At 69.8% G+C, this 18,859-nt stretch carries 14 protein-coding genes and 3 pseudogenes; 11 read left to right on the forward strand and 6 right to left on the reverse strand.

What is annotated here, in order from left to right:
• The first annotated feature begins 51 nt into the window (after nucleotides 1-51).
• The 4 genes and pseudogenes from pflB to HUT19_RS43760 form a co-directional block, all read left to right on the forward strand.
• Complete coding sequence (gene pflB / locus HUT19_RS39975; protein WP_176186059.1) at nucleotides 52-2,313, forward strand: formate C-acetyltransferase; 2,262 nt, start codon at nucleotides 52-54, stop codon at nucleotides 2,311-2,313.
• Nucleotides 2,310-3,089: a pyruvate formate-lyase-activating protein gene (gene pflA / locus HUT19_RS39980; protein ID WP_254886073.1), complete on the forward strand. Its 780-nt coding sequence runs from the start codon at nucleotides 2,310-2,312 to the stop codon at nucleotides 3,087-3,089. Before pflB ends, pflA begins: the two co-directional genes overlap by 4 nt.
• Nucleotides 3,090-3,215: 126 nt before the next feature.
• Nucleotides 3,216-3,338: a universal stress protein gene (locus tag HUT19_RS42485; protein ID WP_217712404.1), complete on the forward strand. Its 123-nt coding sequence runs from the start codon at nucleotides 3,216-3,218 to the stop codon at nucleotides 3,336-3,338.
• Nucleotides 3,339-3,410: 72 nt separating this feature from the next.
• Nucleotides 3,411-3,575 (forward strand): annotated as a pseudogene (locus HUT19_RS43760) (universal stress protein); the annotation flags it as partial.
• Between the two features lie 224 nt (nucleotides 3,576-3,799).
• On the opposite strand, the gene HUT19_RS39990 reads toward HUT19_RS43760, so the two are convergent.
• The 3 genes from HUT19_RS39990 to HUT19_RS44470 all read right to left on the reverse strand — a co-directional run bounded on the left by HUT19_RS39990 (nucleotide 3,800) and on the right by HUT19_RS44470 (nucleotide 7,835).
• Nucleotides 3,800-4,282, reverse strand: coding sequence for a pyridoxamine 5'-phosphate oxidase family protein (locus HUT19_RS39990; protein ID WP_176186062.1), 483 nt, complete (start codon nucleotides 4,280-4,282; stop codon nucleotides 3,800-3,802).
• Nucleotides 4,283-4,493: 211 nt separating this feature from the next.
• Complete coding sequence (gene adhE / locus HUT19_RS39995) at nucleotides 4,494-7,181, reverse strand: bifunctional acetaldehyde-CoA/alcohol dehydrogenase (RefSeq protein ID WP_176187901.1); 2,688 nt, start codon at nucleotides 7,179-7,181, stop codon at nucleotides 4,494-4,496.
• Between the two features lie 456 nt (nucleotides 7,182-7,637).
• The gene (locus tag HUT19_RS44470; protein ID WP_368661732.1) at nucleotides 7,638-7,835 is read right to left on the reverse strand and encodes a hypothetical protein; all 198 of its coding nucleotides are present in this window, start codon (nucleotides 7,833-7,835) and stop codon (nucleotides 7,638-7,640) included.
• A 379-nt stretch (nucleotides 7,836-8,214) separates the two neighbouring features.
• On the opposite strand from HUT19_RS44470, the gene HUT19_RS40005 reads away from it, so the two are divergent.
• Complete coding sequence (locus HUT19_RS40005) at nucleotides 8,215-8,904, forward strand: response regulator transcription factor (protein WP_176186064.1); 690 nt, start codon at nucleotides 8,215-8,217, stop codon at nucleotides 8,902-8,904.
• Between the two features lie 244 nt (nucleotides 8,905-9,148).
• Here HUT19_RS40005 and HUT19_RS40010 read toward each other — a convergent pair.
• Both HUT19_RS40010 and HUT19_RS40015 read right to left on the reverse strand, forming a co-directional pair.
• Nucleotides 9,149-9,583, reverse strand: a pseudogene (locus HUT19_RS40010) (CBS domain-containing protein); the annotation flags it as partial.
• Between the two features lie 2 nt (nucleotides 9,584-9,585).
• Nucleotides 9,586-9,909 (reverse strand): annotated as a pseudogene (locus HUT19_RS40015) (cyclic nucleotide-binding domain-containing protein); the annotation flags it as partial.
• A 288-nt stretch (nucleotides 9,910-10,197) separates the two neighbouring features.
• On the opposite strand from HUT19_RS40015, the gene HUT19_RS40020 reads away from it, so the two are divergent.
• Genes HUT19_RS40020 through HUT19_RS40035 form a run of 4 tightly spaced genes read left to right on the forward strand, consistent with a single transcriptional unit; the run spans nucleotide 10,198 to nucleotide 14,879 of the window.
• Entirely contained in the window at nucleotides 10,198-11,688 is a 1,491-nt protein-coding gene (locus tag HUT19_RS40020; protein WP_176186071.1) for an APC family permease, read from the forward strand.
• A gap of 29 nt (nucleotides 11,689-11,717) precedes the next feature.
• Nucleotides 11,718-12,932 carry an arginine deiminase gene (locus HUT19_RS40025; protein WP_176186073.1) on the forward strand — a complete coding sequence of 405 codons (1,215 nt, stop codon included), beginning with the start codon at nucleotides 11,718-11,720 and terminating at the stop codon, nucleotides 12,930-12,932.
• An 18-nt stretch (nucleotides 12,933-12,950) separates the two neighbouring features.
• The gene (argF, locus tag HUT19_RS40030; protein ID WP_176186076.1) at nucleotides 12,951-13,952 is read left to right on the forward strand and encodes an ornithine carbamoyltransferase; all 1,002 of its coding nucleotides are present in this window, start codon (nucleotides 12,951-12,953) and stop codon (nucleotides 13,950-13,952) included.
• Between the two features lie 3 nt (nucleotides 13,953-13,955).
• A complete protein-coding gene (locus tag HUT19_RS40035) occupies nucleotides 13,956-14,879 on the forward strand; it encodes a carbamate kinase (protein WP_176186078.1) in 924 nt (307 codons plus the stop codon).
• Nucleotides 14,880-14,923: 44 nt separating this feature from the next.
• On the opposite strand, the gene HUT19_RS40040 is transcribed toward HUT19_RS40035, so the two are convergent.
• Nucleotides 14,924-16,636, reverse strand: coding sequence for a SulP family inorganic anion transporter (locus tag HUT19_RS40040; RefSeq protein WP_176186081.1), 1,713 nt, complete (start codon nucleotides 16,634-16,636; stop codon nucleotides 14,924-14,926).
• A gap of 233 nt (nucleotides 16,637-16,869) precedes the next feature.
• Between HUT19_RS40040 and HUT19_RS40045 the strand changes: the two genes are divergently transcribed.
• Together HUT19_RS40045 and HUT19_RS40050 are read left to right on the forward strand one after the other, a co-directional pair.
• Nucleotides 16,870-17,502, forward strand: a complete 633-nt coding sequence (locus HUT19_RS40045; protein ID WP_176186083.1) for a hypothetical protein — start codon at nucleotides 16,870-16,872, stop codon at nucleotides 17,500-17,502.
• A gap of 163 nt (nucleotides 17,503-17,665) precedes the next feature.
• Nucleotides 17,666-18,571, forward strand: a complete 906-nt coding sequence (locus HUT19_RS40050) for a universal stress protein (RefSeq protein ID WP_176186085.1) — start codon at nucleotides 17,666-17,668, stop codon at nucleotides 18,569-18,571.
• The last annotated feature ends 288 nt before the right edge of the window (nucleotides 18,572-18,859 follow it).

Genomic DNA, 18,859 nt, shown 5'->3' on the forward strand with positions numbered 1-18,859 from the left:
CGGCCCACGGAACCGTCCGGGGGCGGTGTCGCGCATGATGCGGAGGCAGTGATGACCGTGGCAACCCATCCCGACGTGGACGCTCCCGCCGATGCCTGGCGTGGTTTCGCAGGCCGGCGCTGGCGCGACCGGATCGACGTACGCGACTTCATCCAGGCCAACTACACGCCGTACGAAGGCGGCCCGGAGTTCCTGACCGGGCCGACCGAGCGCACGCTCGCAGTCTGGCACAAGGTCAGCGCCCTGTTCCCCGAGGAGCGACGCAAGGGCATCATCGATGTGGACACCGCCACCCCGTCGACGATCACCTCGCACGCCCCCGGCTACATCGACCGAGAGCGTGAGCTGATCGTCGGGCTGCAAACCGACGCCCCGCTGAAGCGCGCGATCATGCCGAACGGCGGCCTCCGCATGGTCGAGAACGGCCTGAAGGCGTACGGCTACGAGCCCGACCACTTCGTGACCAAGGTCTTCGGCACCTACCGCAAGACCCACAACGACGGCGTTTTCGACGCGTACACCCCTGAGATGCGGGCCGCACGCAAGGCGGGCATCATCACCGGGCTGCCGGACGCCTACAGCCGGGGCCGGATCATCGGTGACTACCGGCGCGTCGCGCTGTACGGAACCGACCATCTGATCGAGGCCAAGCGCGCCGAGCGCGCCCTCCTGGACGCGCAGCCCTCCGCCCCGCACGTCATCCGTGACCGCGAGGAACTGGCCGAACAGACCCGCGCGCTGCGCGAGCTGGCGCGGATGGCCGGCTCCTATGGCTGTGACGTCACCCGGTCGGCGTCCACCGCCCATGAGGCCGTGCAGTGGCTCTACCTCGGCTTCCTGGCCGCGGTGAAGGAGCAGAACGGCGCCGCGATGTCGCTCGGCCGTACCTCGACCTTCCTGGACGTCTACGTTCAGCGCGACCTCGACGAGGGGCGTATCGACGAGGCCCGGGCCCAGGAACTGATCGACGACTTCGTGATCAAGCTGCGGATCGTCCGCTTCCTGCGCACACCCGAGTACGACCAACTGTTCTCCGGCGACCCGACCTGGGTGACGGAGTCCATCGGCGGCATCGGCGCCGACGGCCGCACACTCGTCACCCCCACCTCCTTCCGCTTCCTGCAGACCCTGTACAACCTCGGGCCGGCCCCGGAGCCGAACCTCACGGTGCTGTGGTCGCCACGGCTGCCGGAGGGTTTCAAACGGTTCTGCGCCCAGGTCTCCATCGACACCAGCTCCATCCAGTACGAGTCCGACGACCTGATGCGCCCGCGCACCGGCGATGACACCGCGATCGCCTGCTGCGTGTCGGCGATGGCGGTGGGCAGGCAGATGCAGTTCTTCGGCGCCCGCGTCAACCTCGCCAAGGCGCTGCTGTACGCGATCAACGGTGGCCGGGACGAGATGACCGGCGAGCAGGTCGCACCCGAGGTGCCCGCCCTGACGGGGGAGTACCTGGACTACGAGGAGTTGTCAGCGGCGTACGACCGGATGCTGGGCTGGCTGGCGAAGACGTACGTCAACACGCTCAACATCATCCACTACATGCACGACAAGTACGCCTACGAGCGCATCGAGATGGCCCTGCACAACCATCCCGTCCACCGCTACATGGCCTGCGGCATCGCCGGGCTCTCCGTGGCCGTCGACAGCCTGTCGGCCGTCAAGTACGCCCGGGTGAAGATTGTCCGGGACGATACCGGGCTCGCCGTGGACTACAAGGCCGAGGGCGAATACCCGGCGTACGGAAACAACGATGACCGCGCCGACGGCCTCGCGGTCGACCTGGTGGAATCCTTCATGGCCAAGGTGCGCGAGCACCCCACCTACCGGGAGGCCGAGCACACCCAGTCGGTGCTGACGATCACCTCGAACGTGGTCTACGGCAAGCACACCGGCAACACCCCCGACGGGCGGCGCGCCGGACAGCCCTTCGCACCCGGCGCCAACCCGATGAACGGCCGGGACCGACACGGTGTCGTCGCCTCGGCCCTGTCGGTGGCGAAGCTGCCGTACGAGGAGGCCCGCGACGGAATCTCCCTGACCACGACGATCACGCCCGAGGGGCTCGGCCACAATCCCACGGAACGCGCCGGCAACCTGACCGGCGTCCTCGACGGTTACATGACCTTCGGCGGTTTCCACATGAACGTCAACGTGCTGAACCGTGCGACGCTCGAAGACGCCATGGAACACCCGGAGAAGTACCCGGAGTTGACGATCCGCGTCTCCGGGTACGCGGTCAACTTCGTCCGGCTCACACGCGAGCAGCAGCTCGACGTGATCAGCCGCACCTTCCATGGGTCGCTGTGAACACCGCACCGACCTCAGCGGCACGGCAGGCGGCCCTGGTGCCGGGACGACTTACGGGCCGGGTGCACTCCTGGGACCTGTCCACCGGCGTGGACGGTCCGGGGACCCGGTTCGTCCTGTTCGTCAGCGGCTGCCCGCTGCGTTGCCTGTACTGCGCCAACCCGGACACCTGGCACATGCGCGACGGCCGGGAAACCTCGGTCGACGAGGTCATGGAGGAGACCGAGAAGTACCGGGGCTTCCTGTCCATGGCCGGGGGAGGGGTGACCATCACGGGTGGGGAGCCGCTGCTCCAGCCGGCGTTCACCGGCTCCCTCCTGCACCGCTGCAAGGAGGGCGGACTGCACACGGCGTTGGACACGTCCGGCTTCCTGGGCGCGCGTGCCTCCGACGAACTACTCGCCGACACCGACCTAGTGCTGCTGGACATCAAGTCGTTCGACGCCACCAGCTACCGCAAGCTCACCGGTGGCCGTCTCGCTCCCACGCTCAGCTTCGCCACCCGCCTGGATCGGCTGGGTGTCCCCGTGTACATCCGTTACGTCCTCGTTCCCGGCTGGACCGACGACCCGTCCGCCGTGGACGGCCTCGGCGCCTTCCTGGCCGGGCTGAGCAACGTCGACCGGGTGGACGTCCTGCCGTTCCACAAACTCGGCGCCCGCAAGTACGACGCCCTCGGCATCGACTTCCCGCTGCGCGACACGCCCGTGCCCGATCCGGAGCTGACGGAACGGGTGCGCGAGCAGTTCCGGGAGCACGGGTTGCGGGCGTTGTGAGCCGGCCGGTCGGTGTCGAACGTTCACCCGCGCGTGGGCCACCCGGCCTCCGCACAGGGACCTGTAGCCTCTCCTGCCCCAAGTACCCGCTCACGGCACTGAATTCGTGACTTTGAGGAGGTCGAGATGCCCCGCACCATCACCGCAGGCCTGGACGGATCCCCGGAGAGCCTGAGCGTCACCGACTGGGCGGCCAGGGAAGCCCTGCTCCGCGACGCGCCGCGCCTGGTCCACGCTCTTGGGCAGTAGCCGTACACGTACGCGGGCGGAATGTCCCAGCCGTCCCCGAGCCCGTACGCGCACAGCAGCAGGGTGGACCACATGCTTCGCGAGGCCGAAACGACGATCGCGCGGCGTCACCCGGGCCTACGGATCACCACCGACCGTGTTCCCGAAGAACCCGTGCCCGCCCTGCTCGGCGCGGCTGGGGAAGCCGACCTGTTGGTACCGGACTCTCGCAGCCCGGGCGGTCTTGCCGGATTCATGCCCGGTTCCGTCGCCCGGGCGGTCGTGGCCGGCAGCCGACGGCCTGTCGTCTTCGTGCGGGGCGGCCTGCGCCCCGAGGACGAATACCAGCCTGGCGCCTTCGGGTCCGGGACCACACCGTTCCGCGACGTCGTCCTGGGCCTCGACTCCGCGGCTCCGAACGACACCGTGATCGAATTCGCGTTCGCTGAAGCCGCGCAGCGTGCCGCGAGGCTGCGCGTCGTTCACGGCCGGAGCCGCGAGCTGCCCTCGTCGGGCCCGTCGTCGGCGGTGAGTCGGACGCCGGTTGTCAGTTCCGGGCGGATGCGCACCGCGTGGTCCACGGTCCGGGGCGTCCAGGGAATGAGCAGTGTCCGGTAGCGGGCCAGTTCCTCCGGGTCGGTCACCAGGCGGGCGTAGCCGGTGACCACGACGCTCCAGCCGAGGTGTGTGCCGGGGTCGATGGCGTCGGCCTCGTACGCCACCACGACGCCCTGGCCGTCGGCCTGCCCGGCGTGCGCGGTCAGGGCCGCGCCCTCGTGGGTGCGGATGACGATGTCGCCGTCGTCCAGGACGTGGTTGACCGGGCGGACGGTCGGCAGCGCGTGGCGGGTGAAGACGATCCTGCCGAAGGACACGCTGCCCAGCAGCCGCAGGGCTCCGTCCCTGTCCAGTTCGATGCTCCGGCGCGGCCCGGCAGGGAGGGGATGAGCGGTGTCGATGGTCATGGGATCTTCCGTACGGTCTCGTGGCTCACTGCTGCGTGTCTTCGACCGGGGCGGCGAGGCTGCTGCACGGCCTGTCGCTATGGTCGCGGCCGGCGCGCCGGTACCGCGTGTTCGTCGTCCCTTCACAACGTGGGACGGATGCCTGTCCGTGGCGGCACGGGTGGGAGCCACGGACAGGCTGGTCAGGTCATTGGAACGGCACCGAAGCTCCTCACGCCAGGGCCGTTCGGCTCTCGTCCGCGTCCGGTCGGCTCCGCGCACCCCAGTAGTAGGCGGTGTGCATGATCTCCTGCATGTCGTCGAGCATCGGCATGCGCGGGTTCGCCGGCGCGCACTGGTCCTCGTAGGCGTTCAGGGCCTGTTGCGGCAGAGCGGCCAGGAACGGGCGCTCATCGATGCCGAGGGCCTGGAACGACGGCTCGATGCCCACGGCGTCGCGCAGCCGCTCCACCACGCGGGCCAGCGACTCCACGCCCTTCTCCATGGTGGAGGCGGGCAGGCCGAGGGTGCGGGCGATGTCCTGGAAGCGTTCGGGAGCGCGGTAGTTCTCGTACTTGGGCCAGCCCGTGAGCTTCGCCGGAACCGTCCCATTGTAACGGATCACGTGCGGCAGCAGGACGGCGTTGGTGCGGCCGTGGGCGATGTGGAAGGTGGCGCCCAGGGTGTGCGACATGGCGTGGACGATGCCGAGGAAGGCGTTGCCGAAGGCCATGCCGGCGATCGTGCCGGCGTTGTGCATCTTCTCCCGAGCGTCGGGACGGCTCCTGCGGTCGTTCACCGCCGCCTCGATGTTGTCGAAGATCAGGCGGATCGCGTGCAGGGCCAGGCCGTCGGTGAAGTCGTTGGCGTAGACGGACACGTACGCCTCTATGGCGTGGGTGAGGGCGTCGAAACCGCTGTCGGCGGCCAGGGCCGGGGGCAGGTCCGTGGTGAGCAGCGGGTCGACGATGGCCAGGCTCGGGGTCAGCGCGTAGTCGGCGAGCGGGTACTTCTTGCCGGCGGCCGGGTCGGAGATCACCGCGAAGGGGGTGACCTCCGCGCCGGTGCCGGACGTGGTGGGCACGCACACCAGGCGGGCCCGGGCGCCGAGGACAGGGAAGCGGAAGGCGCGCTTGCGGATGTCGGAGAACTTCTGCCGCATGTCGGCGAAGTCGATGTCCGGATGCTCGTACAGCAGCCACATCACCTTCGCCGCGTCCATGGGTGAGCCACCGCCGAGCGCGATGATGGTGTCCGGGCGGAAGTCCCGCATGAGCTGGGCGCCGCGTTGGACGGAGTCGATGCTCGGCTCTGGCTCGACGTTGTCGATGATCTGTAGGCTGACCGGCTCGTGGCGCCGCCGCAGGACTCGGCTGACGCGGTCGACGAAGCCCAGGCGGGTCATGGTGGCGTCGGTGACGACCGTGACGCGGTGGACGTCCGGCATGGAGGACAGGTAGCGCAGGGACTGCGGCTCGAAGTAGATCTTGGGCGGGACCTTGAACCACTGCAGGTTGTTGCGGCGAGCGCTGACCCGCTTGACGTTCAGCAGTTGGGCGGCGGAGACGTTGTTGGACACCGAGGTGTGCCCCCAGGAGCCGCAGCCCAGGGTGAGCGACGGCAGCAGGCTGTTGTAGATGCCGCCGATGGCGCCTTGCGAGGACGGGGTGTTGACGATGATCCGTACGGTCTTCATACGCCGGCCGTACGTCTCCGCGAGCGCCGGGTCCTCGGTGTGGATGACCGCGGTGTGGCCCTGGCCGTGGAAGGCGACCATGTCGGAGGCGAGGTCGAAGCCCTGCTGCTCGGAACCGGCGCGCAGCACGGCGAGCACCGGGCAGAGCTTCTCGCGGGTCAGCGGTTCGTCCGGGCCCACCCGTTCGACCTCGACCAGGATCAGTGAGGTGCCATCCGGGACGGTGAAGCCCGCCTCTCCGGCGATCCATGCCGGGCTCCGGCCGACGGCCGTGGCGTTGACCTTGGGCTCGCAGCCCGCATTGGCCGGGCCGGTCGGGAACAGGAAGGTTTCCAGCTTCGCCTTCTCCTCCGAGGTCGCCACGTGAGCGTGCAGAGTGCGGAACTCGGCCAGTGCCGCGTCGTAGATCTCGTCGTCCAGGATGACGGCCTGTTCGGAGGCGCAGATCATGCCGTTGTCGAAGGACTTGGACAGCACCAGGTCATTGACGGCCCGGCGCAGTTTCGCGCTCCTGTGCACATACGCGGGGACGTTTCCCGCACCGACCCCCAGGGCGGGCTTGCCCGCCGAGTAGGCGGCCCTGACCATGGCGTTGCCGCCGGTGGCGAGGATCAGCGAGACGCCGGGGTGGCGCATCAGGATGCCGGTCGCCTCCACCGAGGGGGTCTCGATCCACTGAACGCAGTGCTCCGGCGCGCCGGCGGCGACGGCCGCGTCCCGTACGATACGGGCCGCCTCCGTGCTGCACCGCTGGGCCGAGGGGTGGAAGGCGAACACGATCGGGTTGCGCGTCTTCAGCGCCATCAGGGCCTTGAAGACGGTGGTGGAGGTCGGGTTGGTGACCGGTGTGATCGCGCAGACCACGCCGACCGGCTCGGCCACCTCGATCATGTCCTCGACGTCGTCGCGCGCGATGACGCCGACGGTCTTCATCGGGCCCATGCTGTGCGTGATGTGCTCGCACGCGAACATGTTCTTGGCCGCCTTGTCCTCGAAGACCCCGCGTCCGGTCTCCTCCACGGCGAGGCGGGCCAGCGCGGTGTGCTGGTCCAGGGCGGCGACCGAGGCCTTCTTGACGATGTGGTCGACCTGTTCCTGGGTAAGGGCGTCGTAGTCGGCGAGCGCCTTCAGCCCGTCGGTGACGAGCCGGTCCACGGAGATGGCGATCTCGGACGGCGCGTCGGCAGCTGCTGCTGCCTGGGTTCCGGCCTCATGACGGATCATTGTGGAGTGCCTCCGTTGACAAGAGCCGTCGGCGGTGGCCGACGGTGTGCGGGCGGGAGTGGCACCGCGGGGGATCGCTGCCGCTCCGGCCTTCACTCTCGTCCTGCCTGATCCCGACTCCCAGGTGCCGATGGTCCCTTCCGGGGCCCGACCGGCACTGGTCCGGCCCGGCCGGGCGGCCTGGCCGGGCAGTTCCCTCGCCAAGGTGCAGGAGCCACACGTACGCGGGGGAGCGTGACCGCCTCGCAGCCGGGCGATCGTGAAGGCTCTACCCCGGCGGCTGTCGGCACGGCCACCGCGCCACGGAGGGGGAGTGGCCGACCTGCGGGCCTCCTTCTTGCGGTGGAGGGCACGGTTCATCCGACTGCGCAGCCGGTCCGCCAGCTCGTGTGCCGTGGCCTCCTGGGCATGCACGACCACGAGGGCGTTCCCCACGACCAATTCGGCCCCGGCGGATCAGGGCCGCTCGGCGTGGTGTGCCACCGCCCTGGCGACCCTCACTGCACCGCTCACGGCTGGAACCCCGGATCGGCCGAGGACCGCGTCGACCTTCTCCCGGAGGTATGCGACGGCTTCCTCGTCCACATCGCCTTCCACGCGCATCTCTACGGCGGCGGTGCTGGTGACGTGGGCGCCGGTGTCCTTGGCAGTCATGTGCTCCACTCCTTCTGATCGTGTTGCAGCGGCTCCAGACTTCTGCGTGCATCGGTCCTGGCCCAGGGCTGCCGGGCCCCAGCATCGGGGCCATTGGACCTTCACCCCTGTGGGGTGGCGTGATTCGGGTCGGGCAGTGGCGCGCCCCATGCGGTCTCCCGGAGTGTCAGGGCCGGGACACCTGACTGCTGAGGAGGCCGACGGCTCGTTTCGGTCCCTGCCGGCAGCGGTATCTCGTGGCCGCGGGGCACTATGGTGGACAACGGGGCCGACGGGCCCTGGCCCATCGGCCCGGATACGGGAGAGTATCCCGGTAGGGAGGGCCGATTCCGCCCACGAGTGGACATCGGTACGGAACGCGGAACCAGGGAGCAGTGGGATGGCGGACAGCGAGCAGCCCGGCGCCGGCAGCCCGATCCGGGTCTTTCTGCTGGACGATCATGAGGTGGTACGGCGCGGAGTGGGCGACCTGCTGAACGACGAGCCGGACATCGAGGTGATCGGCGAGGCCGGCACGGTGGAGCAGGCCCTGGCGCGGGTTCCCGCACTGCGCCCCCAGGTGGCGGTTCTCGACGTCCGTCTCCCCGACGGTGACGGCGTGATGGTGTGCCGGGAACTGCGCTCACGCATGCCCGAGTTGGCCTGCCTGATGCTGACCTCCTTCGATGACGAGGAGGCCCTGCTGGACTCGATCATGGCGGGCGCGTCCGGCTACGTCCTGAAGCAGATCCAGGGCTCGGACCTGGTGTCCGCTGTTCGCACCGTGGCCGGCGGGCAGTCCCTGCTTGATGCCAGTGCCACCACCAAGCTGATGGCGCGGTTGCGCGGCGGCCAGCAGGAGGAGCAGCCCGATGGACTGGAGGGCTTGACCGAGCGGGAGCGGGAGATCCTGGCTCTGATCGGTGAGGGGCTGACCAACCGCCAAATCGGCCAGCGGCTGTACCTGGCAGAGAAGACGGTGAAGAACCACATCTCCCGTCTGCTGGCCAAACTCGGCGTCGAGCGCCGTATCCAGGCCGCGGTGATCGCCACGCAAGTTCAGGGCCGGCAGCGACAGGAAGGGCACTGACACCCCAGGACCCGCGCGGACGAGAAGGAATCGCCGGGCACCGTGCTGAGCTCCCGGCTTGTCGCTTCTTCCCCCCACGCACCACTCCCTTCCTGGCCAGTGGGCCTGATCTCGTACGGGTTTCCTGTCGTGGGCCTAGACCAGCCCAGCGGGCGGCGGCACCACACTGACCTGGTGGGGCGCCCATTGCGGAGGGTTGGTACGGCCCGGGAGAGGATCCCGCTGTTCTGCAAGGAGTTACCGGTCAGGCTGGATCCAGGTTTTCGCCGCCGTTCGTGGAAGCGGCGGTCGACTCCGCAGGGCTCTGCGAGCGCGTCAGCTCGAACTCCGCGTCGACCACGCCCTCGACGGCCCGGATCAGGTGGGCGGCCACCGGGACCAGGGATGCGTCCCGGGCGTGACCAATGAGTTTCACGACGCCGTTCCGCACGTCCACCCGCGCAGCTGTCACCGGCGCACGGAAGAGACAGGCCACGACCTCCCGCCGAACCTCCTCGGCGATCTCCTCATCATCCCGCAGGAACACCTTGAGCAGGTCCGCGCGGCTGACGATGCCTTGCAGCATGCCCACGTCGTCGACGACGGGCAGGCGCTCGACCTTGGCGTGGGCCGTGGTCCGTGCGGCCTGAGCGAGTGTCGCGTTCGCGTGGACGGTGACGGCAGGGCAGGTCATGAGGTCCTCGAGCGGACGGCCGTGGCGTCGAACTCGTAGGCCCGTGCCGGGGTCGCCGCTGTGGCGCCGCCAAAAGGCCACACATGCGGCGCGAACAGCCGGGACCGTCCGAGGAGTTCGTGGTGGCCGAGGGTCTCGACGATGGCGCGACGCCGACCGGGTACATGTGCGTCGAGATCGATGGAGCCGGTGCGGATGATCCAGAAGCGGTCCGCGTGCGCACCTTCTTCGACGATGCGCGTCCCCTGCGGGAAGGACACCTCCCGGCCGAGACGCATGAGCCGCTGCCGGTATTGGGTGGGCAGCGCGCGCAGCATGCTCGGGGTGTTCATGGCCGGCCTCCCGGTCGGGGCGTTACGAACTGGTACCTCCAGCGTGGGGCGCCGACTCGGGCCGGGCGAGGGGCCATCAGGTCCGGAGCAGGGTTACCCGGCCCCCCGGGCGGATCGCGGCGAAGACGGCCGCCGCCCGGGCCGACGAGTGGGGCTGTTCAGGCCCGCGGCAGTTGGGACCATCGGGGTCGCGCCCGGGCCGTGTGGCCGCTGACCGTGCGCGGCTGAGGGGGAGAAGGATCGGTCGTGGATCGAGTCACCCACACCGGTCGGTTAGGAGCCTCAGCCATGCCCAGAACCACAGGAGGCGGAAAGGGGACAGCGTCCACGACGGCGCTCGGCCTTCCCGCCGCCTCCGCGCTCGTGATCGGCAGCATCATCGGCACGGGAGTCTTCGCGCTGCCCTCCGCCCTCGCCCCGTACGGACCGATCTCCCTCGTCGCGTTCGTCATCGTCACCCTCGGCGCGCTCGCGCTGGCGCTGACCTTCGGCGCGCTGTCGAAGCGTGTTCCGGCCGGTGGCGGCCCATACGTCTATGCCCGCGAGGCCTTCGGGGAGTTCGCCGGGTTCCTCAACGCCTGGTCGTACTGGATCACGGCATGGGCCGGCAACGCGGCCATCGTCGTCGCCTGGGTCGGCTATGTCGAGGTGTTCGTCAACACCGGGCACCAGACATGGATTTCGGCTCTTCTCGCACTGGTGGGGCTCTGGATCCCCGCCGTGATCAATCTCACCGGCGTCCGCAACGTGGGCGCGTTCCAGGTGATCACGACCGTCCTGAAGTTCATCCCGCTGATCTTCATGGCCACCGTCGGCCTGCTGTTCATCGACGCCCACAACTTCGGCCCGTTCAACGCCAGCGGCCAGTCGGCGTTGGGCGCGATCTCGGCGGCGGGCGCCATCGCACTGTTCAGCTACCTGGGTCTGGAAGCGGCCTCCGTCGTCGCCGGCCGGGTCCGCGAGCCGGAGCGCGACGTCCCCCGCGCCACCGTCTTCGGCACGCTCATGTGCGCCGTCATCTACGTCCTGGGCACCCTCGCCGTCTTCGGCACCGTATCCCACGGCAAGCTGGGCGGCTCGACCGCGCCGTTCACCGACGCGGCGAACAGCATCTTCGGCGGCACCTGGGCCGGCGACATCGTCGCCATCGCCGCGATCATCTCCGGTATCGGCGCCCTCAACGGATGGACCATGCTGTGCGCGGAGATGCCGTACGCGGCCGCCCGTGACGGCCTCTTCCCGCGCGCCTTCGCCCGGTTGCGCGGTGAGAGCGGCGTGCCGGTCTTCGGCATCGTCGCCTCCACCGTGCTGGCCTCGCTGATCACCCTGTTCAGCTACACGCGCTTCGACGACGTCTTCACCAAGATCGTCCTGCTGAGTGTGCTCACCGCCGTCATCCCGTACATCTTCTCCGCCGCCGCACAGCTGTACTGGCTGCTGGTGCGCGGCCGGGAGAGCCTCAGCCCCCGCGGACTCGCCCGCGACGTCACCGTCGCCGGGCTCGCCCTCGCCTTCTCGTACTGGTCGATGCAGGGAAGCGGCTACCAGACCGTCTACTACGGCCTGTTCGTCCTGCTGCTCGGCGTCCCCGTCTACATCTGGCTGAAGCGGGGTCAGGGCGTCTACGGCGAGACGGCAGCACCGAGGACCGCGGTGGTCCCGGCCCAGCGGGAGCGGGCACCCCAAACGCCGGTGCCGACCCAGCGGCTCTCCCCGGGTCTCCGTACGAGCCACGTCGGCGGACCCCGAAAGCGGAACGGCCTCCGCCACCACGACTGACCGCCCCGAGCACAAGAGGAACCTCCGTGATGAACACCTTCCACGTCGACTCCGAGGTCGGCCCCCTGCGCCAGGTGATCCTGCACCGCCCCGGCCTCGAACTCTCCCGACTCACCCCGCACAACGTCGAGGCCCTGCTCTTCGACGACATCCTGTGGGCGAAACGAGCCCGCGAGGAGCACGACGCCTTCGCCCAGGTCCTGCGTGACCACGGCGCCCGCGTCCACTACTTCGCCGACCTGCTGGCGCAGACTCTGGATGCCCCGGAGGCGCGTGACTGGCTGCTGGACCGGGTCGTCACTCCCGGCACCGTGGGCCCCGCCCTCATCGACCCGGTGCGCGAGCTGTGCGGCGAGCTGGAAGGGGAGACGCTCGCCGGCCATCTGATCGGTGGCCTCCTCAAGAGCGACCTGCCGCTCGCCACCCAGCACAGCCTGGTGTGGAACGCGCTCAGCGCCGACGACTTCGCTCTGGCCCCGTTGCCCAACCACCTCTTCCCGCGCGACAACTCCTGCTGGATGTACGACCAGGTCTCGGTCAATCCGATGGCCAAGCTCGCCCGGCGGCGCGAGAGTCTGCACGCGCAGGCCGTCTACCGGTTCCATCCGATGTTCGCCGGTATCGTGCCCGCCCCCCTGCTCGACGGACCCATCGGCACTCTTGAGGGCGGGGACGTCCACGTCCTCGGCAACGGCGCCGTCATGGTCGGCATGGGCGAGCGCACCACCGCCCAGGCCGTGGAGAACCTGGCCGCCCGGCTCTTCACGGCCGGCACGGCGAGCAAGCTGATCGCCGTCCAACTGCCGGCAGCCCGTGCGTACATGCACCTGGACACGGTGCTGACCATGGTCGACCACGATGTGTTCGTCATCTACCCGGGCCTCGCCGACTCCTTGCGCTCGTGGACGCTGCGGCCCGACAACAGCCGCGAGACGGGGTTCGACGTCACCGCGAACTCCGATCTCGCGACCGCCCTCGCCGAAGCCCTCGACCTGGACAAGGTCCGGATGCTGTCCGCACCGCAGGACATCCGCAACGCCGAGCGCGAGCAGTGGGACGACGGCAGCAACTTCCTCGCCGTCGCACCCGGCGTGGTCGTCGGCTACGAGCGCAACGTCACCACCAACACCTACCTGCGCAAGCAGGGCATCGAGATCGTCACCATCGCCGGCGCCGAACTCGGCCGCGGCCGCGGCGGCCCCCGCTGCATGAGCTGCCCCATCGAACGCGACCCGGTCGCCTGAGCCCACGAGGACAACGCCATGACCATCGACCTGCGAGGCCGCTCCTACCTGAGCGAACCCGACTTCACCGCCGCCGAGATCCATCACCTTCTCGACCTCGCTCACGGCCTCAAGGGGGCCAGGCGTGCCGGCACCGAACAGCCACAGCTGACCGGTAAGCACATCGCCCTGATCTTCGAAAAGACCTCCACCCGCACCCGCTGCGCTTTCGAGGCGGCTGCCGCCGATCAAGGCGCACGCACCACCTACCTGGGTCCCGGCGACACCCACCTCGGCCACAAGGAGTCGGCAGCCGACACCGCCCGTGTCCTCGGCCGCATGTTCGACGCCATCGAGTACCGGGGGTCCGTCCAGTCGATCGTCACCGAACTCGCCGCCCACGCCGGCGTGCCCGTCTACAACGGCCTCACCGACACCGCCCACCCCACCCAGAGCCTGTGCGACATGCTCACGATGCGAGAGTACAGCGCCAAGCCGCTCACGGACGTCAGCTACTGCTACCTGGGCGACGCACGTAACAACATGGGCAACTCCCTGCTGTCGATGGGTGCCCTGCTCGGCATGGACGCGCGCATCGCCGCGCCCCGGACGCTGTGGCCGGACTCCGCGCTGGTCGCCGCATGCCATGACATGGCCGACCGGAGCGGGGCGCGCATCACCCTCACCGATGACGTCGAGACCGCCGTGCGTGGCGCCGACTTCCTGCACACGGATGTCTGGGTCTCCATGGGGGAGCCCGCCGGCACCTGGCGGGAACGGATCGAGCTGCTGCTCCCGTACCAGGTCAACGACAAGACCCTCGCCCTCACCGGCAACCCGGACGTGAAGTTCATGCACTGCCTCCCGTCCCTCCACGACCATCGCACCCGGCTCGGCCAGGAGCTGTTCGAGGCCCACGGCCTGAAGGGCCTCGAGGTCACGGACGAGGTCTTCTCCTCGCCCGCCTCGATCGTGTTCGACCAGGCGGAGAACCGGCTGCACACCATCAAGGCCGTGCTCGTCGCCACCTTGGAGGGCTGAGCCATGCGTATCGTCGTCGCTCTTGGCGGCAACGCCCTGCTGCACCGCGGCGAACGCCCCGACGCCGCCGTCCAGCAGGCCAACGTCGACCGGGTCGCCACCGTCCTGGCCGACCTCGCCCACGAGCACGAGCTGGTCATCACCCACGGCAACGGCCCGCAGATCGGCCTGCTCGCCATGGAGAGCGAGGCCGACCCCGCCCTGAGCACCCCCTACCCGCTGGACCTGCTCGGTGCCCAGACCGAGGGCATGATCGGCTCCCTGCTCACCCGTGCCCTGCGCGCTGCTCTGCCCGGGCACCGGATCGCCGCCCTCGTCACGCACACCCTCGTGCGGGCCGACGATCCGGCCTTCGAACGGCCCACGAAGTTCGTCGGCCAGGTGTACTCCGCGCCGGTGGCCGAGGCACTGGCGCGCAAGCGGGGCTGGCGCATCGCCCGGGACACCACCGGCTGGCGGCGCGTCGTCGCCTCGCCCGCACCCGAACGCATGCTGGAGACCGACACCATCCACGAACTGCTGAACAGCGGAATTCTGGTGATCTGCGCAGGCGGGGGCGGGATCCCCGTCACCGCCGACCGCGATACCGGCGCACTGACCGGCGTGGAGGCCGTCATCGACAAGGACCTCACCGCGGCCCTGCTCGCCGAGGACCTCAAGGCCGACTTCCTGCTCATCCTCACCGACGTCCCCTACGTCTACGAGGGCTACGGCACCCCCGACCAGCACCCGCTGCTCGACGCCACCCCCCGGGACCTGCGGCACGGAGATTTTCCGGCCGGCTCGATGGGCCCCAAGGCCGAGGCAGCTGCCCGGTTCGTCGAGCACACCGGCGGTCTGGCCGCGATCGGCGCCCTGGACGCGGCCTACGAGATCGTCCACGGCAGGTCGGGCACACTCATCCGGCCGGGCCTCACGGGCGGATGACAGCGGAACCGCCCGGTTCCGTGCCGTGCCTTGGGGAGCGGTCCCTACCGCTCCTCACACCACTCGCGGTAGGCGGCCACCGCGGTGGGCAGCGTGGGGAAGACGAGGTTCGTGCCCACGGAGTCCGCCAGGCCGTACGCCTTCAGGTCGTCCAGGAGGTCCTGCTTGACCCGGGCGAGGGCGAACACAATGCCGCGGTGGCCGAGTTCGCGGCGCAACTCGTCAACCGCGTCGAGGGCCGTGATGTCGACCTCGACGTTCGCCTCGGCGTTCAAAACGAACCAACGGACGGGCACGGTCTGTTCGTCGACAGCGGCCAGGGCCCGGTGCCGGAAGTTCTCCGCGTTGGCGAAGAACAGGGGAGAGTCGTAGCGGTAGACCAGCAGGCCCGGGATCGTGCGTGCCTTCGGGTAGTCGTCGATGTCGTGCATGCCCGCCAACCCGGGCACCAGCCCCTCGACCGCGTCGTGCGGTCGAGCCACCCGCGTGAGCAGTTCGGCCACCGACAGGCCGACCGCCACGATCACCCCGTACAGGATGTCCAGAGCGAGCACGCCGGCCAGGCAGCCGACGGCGAGCAGGAGTTCGCGGCGGCGGAAGGAGGCCAGGCGGCGGAACCCGGCCAGGTCGATCATGCGGATGGCCGCGAAGACGACGAGCGCACCCAGCACCGCCGTAGGCGTCCGGCTCAGCAAGGGGCTCAGGAACAGCAGGACGGCGAGGACCGCAGTTGCGGCCACCAGCGAGTGGCCCTGGCTGCGGGCGCCCGTCGAGGTGGCCAGCGCGGTGCGGCTGGCGCTGCTGCTGACCGGGAAGCCATGCACGGCGCCGGCGCTGAGGTTGGCCGCGCCCAGCGCCAGGAACTCCTGGTTGGCGTCGAGCCCGGGCTCGTCCTCGGTGCGGCCGGTGAAGGCGCGGGCGGTCAGGATGAAGTCGGTGTAAGCGACAATCAGGACGCCCAGTGCGGGCAGTACGAGGTGTGGCAGCTCGCCCAGGTCGGGCAGGGCGAGCGATGGCAGCCCCGAGGGCACCTCACCGATCACTGTGATGCCGTGCCGGTGGTCGAGGTCGAAGGCGGTGACGGCTGCCGTGCCGATGATCACCGCGAGCAGTGGTCCCGGTAGCGCCTGCAGGTACCGCTTCACCGTTAACAGGAACACCAGCGCGACGGCGGAGAAGACGACCGTGGCCGCATCGACGGCCGTGGGATGACGGACATAGGACCACAGTTGGGGGAAGAACTCCGACTCCGTTGTCCGCACTCCGGTGAGCCGGGGCAGTTGGTCCACCATCATGATCAGGCCCACCCCCGCCAGATAGCCGACCAGAACAGGGCGGGAGAGCAGGTCCGCAAGGAAGCCCAGTCGCACCGCCCGCGCGACCAGGCACAGCAGGCCGACCGTAACCGCGAGGGCCGCGGCCAGCGACGCGTAGCGCCCCGCGTCCCCGTCGGCGAGCGGGCCCACCACGGTGGCCGTCAGCAGAGCGGTCGTCGACTCGGGCCCCACCGACAAGAGCCGGGAGGACCCGAACAGCGCGTACAGGGCGAGGGCGGGCAGGATCGCCCACAGCCCGGCGACTGGTGACAGCCCGGCCACGCCCGCGTACGCCATCACCTGCGGCACGAGGTACGCCGCAACCGTCACGCCGGCCAGCAGGTCGCCCCTCAGCCACGAGCACCGGTAACCGAGCAGGGCGTCGAGACCGGGTACCAGCCGGCGCCACGACGAAAACCGTCTGCCCGCACCCTGAGCCATCCGCCGCCCCCTCTCCGCCCGGGCCCAGCATCCATGGCCGCGCGAGCAACACCACCCTCGGCCGGTCTTCCACCCTGTCCGGTTCGCCACCTCCAGCCCAACGGACCTCAGATGCGGGGACGTTCAGCCCAACTGCTGGGGACCTTCGGCATCCGGCGCGACGTCAGGCACCGGACGAGAGTGAGACACGTCATGGAGACGACGATTCATACATCCGCGAAGGGATCACCATCATGGCCGTGCACGAGCACCCTCACCGGAGCCCCAGATCCTATCTGTCGGCCGCCTTCGGTCGGCACCGGACCGGCTCCGGCTCCGAGTCCGCGGTGTCGGCACGTCTCGGCACCCACCCCGCGCAGGCTTACTCCCTCGCTTCCCTGCGCGTCCTGACCGGATTCGTCTTCCTGTGGGCGTTCCTGGACAAGACCTTCGGCCTGGGTTACGCGACCGGGTCCGGCAAGGGCTGGATCGACGGCGGGTCACCGACGAGGGGCTTCCTCGGTTCCGTCGCCGCCGGGCCGATGGAGTCGACGTTCCACTCCTGGGCCGGCGACACGTGGGCGGACTGGCTGTTCATGCTGGGCCTGCTCGGCATCGGACTGGCCGTCATGGCCGGTGTGGCCATGTGGCCGGCCGCGGTGGCGGGCACGGCGATGATGGCGCTGATATGGATGGCCGAGTGGCCGCCGGCCAAGCACCTGTCGGACGGTGCGCCGAGCATGTCGACAAACCCGTTCACCGACTACCACGTCATCTACGCTGGCGCGCTGATCGCCGTGGCGGCAGCGGGCACGGGCGCCACCTGGGGGCTGGGCCGGCCGTGGGCGCGGCTGCCGATCGTCCGCGACCACAACTGGCTGCACTGACCCGCACGTGGCGGGTCGGACCCCGCCCCCGGGCCGGTCCCGCCGACCCGTGCGCGGGGCCCATCGCCCCCACTGAAGGACCAGCGGCCCCTGCACTGAAGAACCCCTGAAAACGACACTGGAACCGGGTCCCCTCGGGGTCCCGGTTCAGGAGGTGGAGAACATGCCCCGCACCATCACCGTGGGTCTCGACGGCTCGCCGGAAAGCCGCGCCGCCGCGGAATGGGCGGCCCGCGAGGCGACGCTGCGCGGACTGCCGGTGAAGCTCGTCCAGGTCTGGGAGCCGGTCCCGGAGCCCATGGCCCAGGCCCCGCTCCTTGGTGCCGAGACGCACCAGCACTGGACCGACAGGGTCCCCCGCGAGTCCGCAGAGGGCCTGCGGCTGCGCCACCCCGGCGCTGAGGTGACCACCGAGCAGCTCACCGGACGGCCCGCCGAAGCCCTGGTCAACGCGGCCAAGGACGCCGAAATGCTGGTCCTCGGCTCCCGCGGTCTGGGCGGGATCGGCGGCTTCCTGGTCGGCTCGGTCGGTCTCGCGGTCGTGGCGCACACCGAGCGGCCCGTCGTCCTGGTCCGCGCCGGCGAGCAGGCCGTGGACGAGCACGAGATGGACCCGGCAGGCATCCCCTCAGCGGCCACGGCGTTCCGTCCCGTCGTCCTCGGGCTCGACATCGTCAGCCCCAACGAGACGCTGGTCGGGTTCGCCTTCGAGGCCGCTGCGCGCCGCTCGGTGCCGCTGCGGGTCGTGCACGCCTGGAACCCGCCGCCCTCCTACGCCTATGGCATGGCTCTGGAGCCCGCGGTCGGGCGGGAGATGGCGAAGAGCGACGCCGTAGTCCTGAGCGAGGTGCTGCGCCCCTGGCGGCGGAAGTACCCAGACGTCGAGGTCGTCCAGCAGTCGGACTACGGCAGCCCCTCGCTCCTCCTGATCGACGCCTCCCGCGAGGCCTCCCTGGTCGTCGTCGGCCGCCGCGTCCGCCGCTCCGCCCTGGGTGCCCACATCGGCACCGTCACCCACGCCGTCCTGCACCACTCCACCGCCCCCGTCGCCGTCGTCGCCCACGACTGACGCACCCTCCAGAGGAGAGAAGAGACCATGAAGGCAGCGGTCGTACGAGCCCGCCAACGCCGCGCAGCGGCATCTGGCGCGCCGCGCCCTGCGGCAGGCGGAGGATCGCATCCGTGATGGGGTACCCGGTGTGCTCCTCACCGACGAGCAGGTGGAAGGCCCGGCGACCGCGGCCGCCGAAGCCGCTGCCTGCCCTCCGTTGAATCGATCATGTGCTGTGTCGGACATCGGTGCTCGTGCGCACACACCCTTTGACCCTGCGCATCCTGCACACCGACCACCTGGTTG

The sequence above is a fragment of the Streptomyces sp. NA02950 genome (assembly GCF_013364155.1).
Lineage (GTDB): Bacteria > Actinomycetota > Actinomycetes > Streptomycetales > Streptomycetaceae > Streptomyces.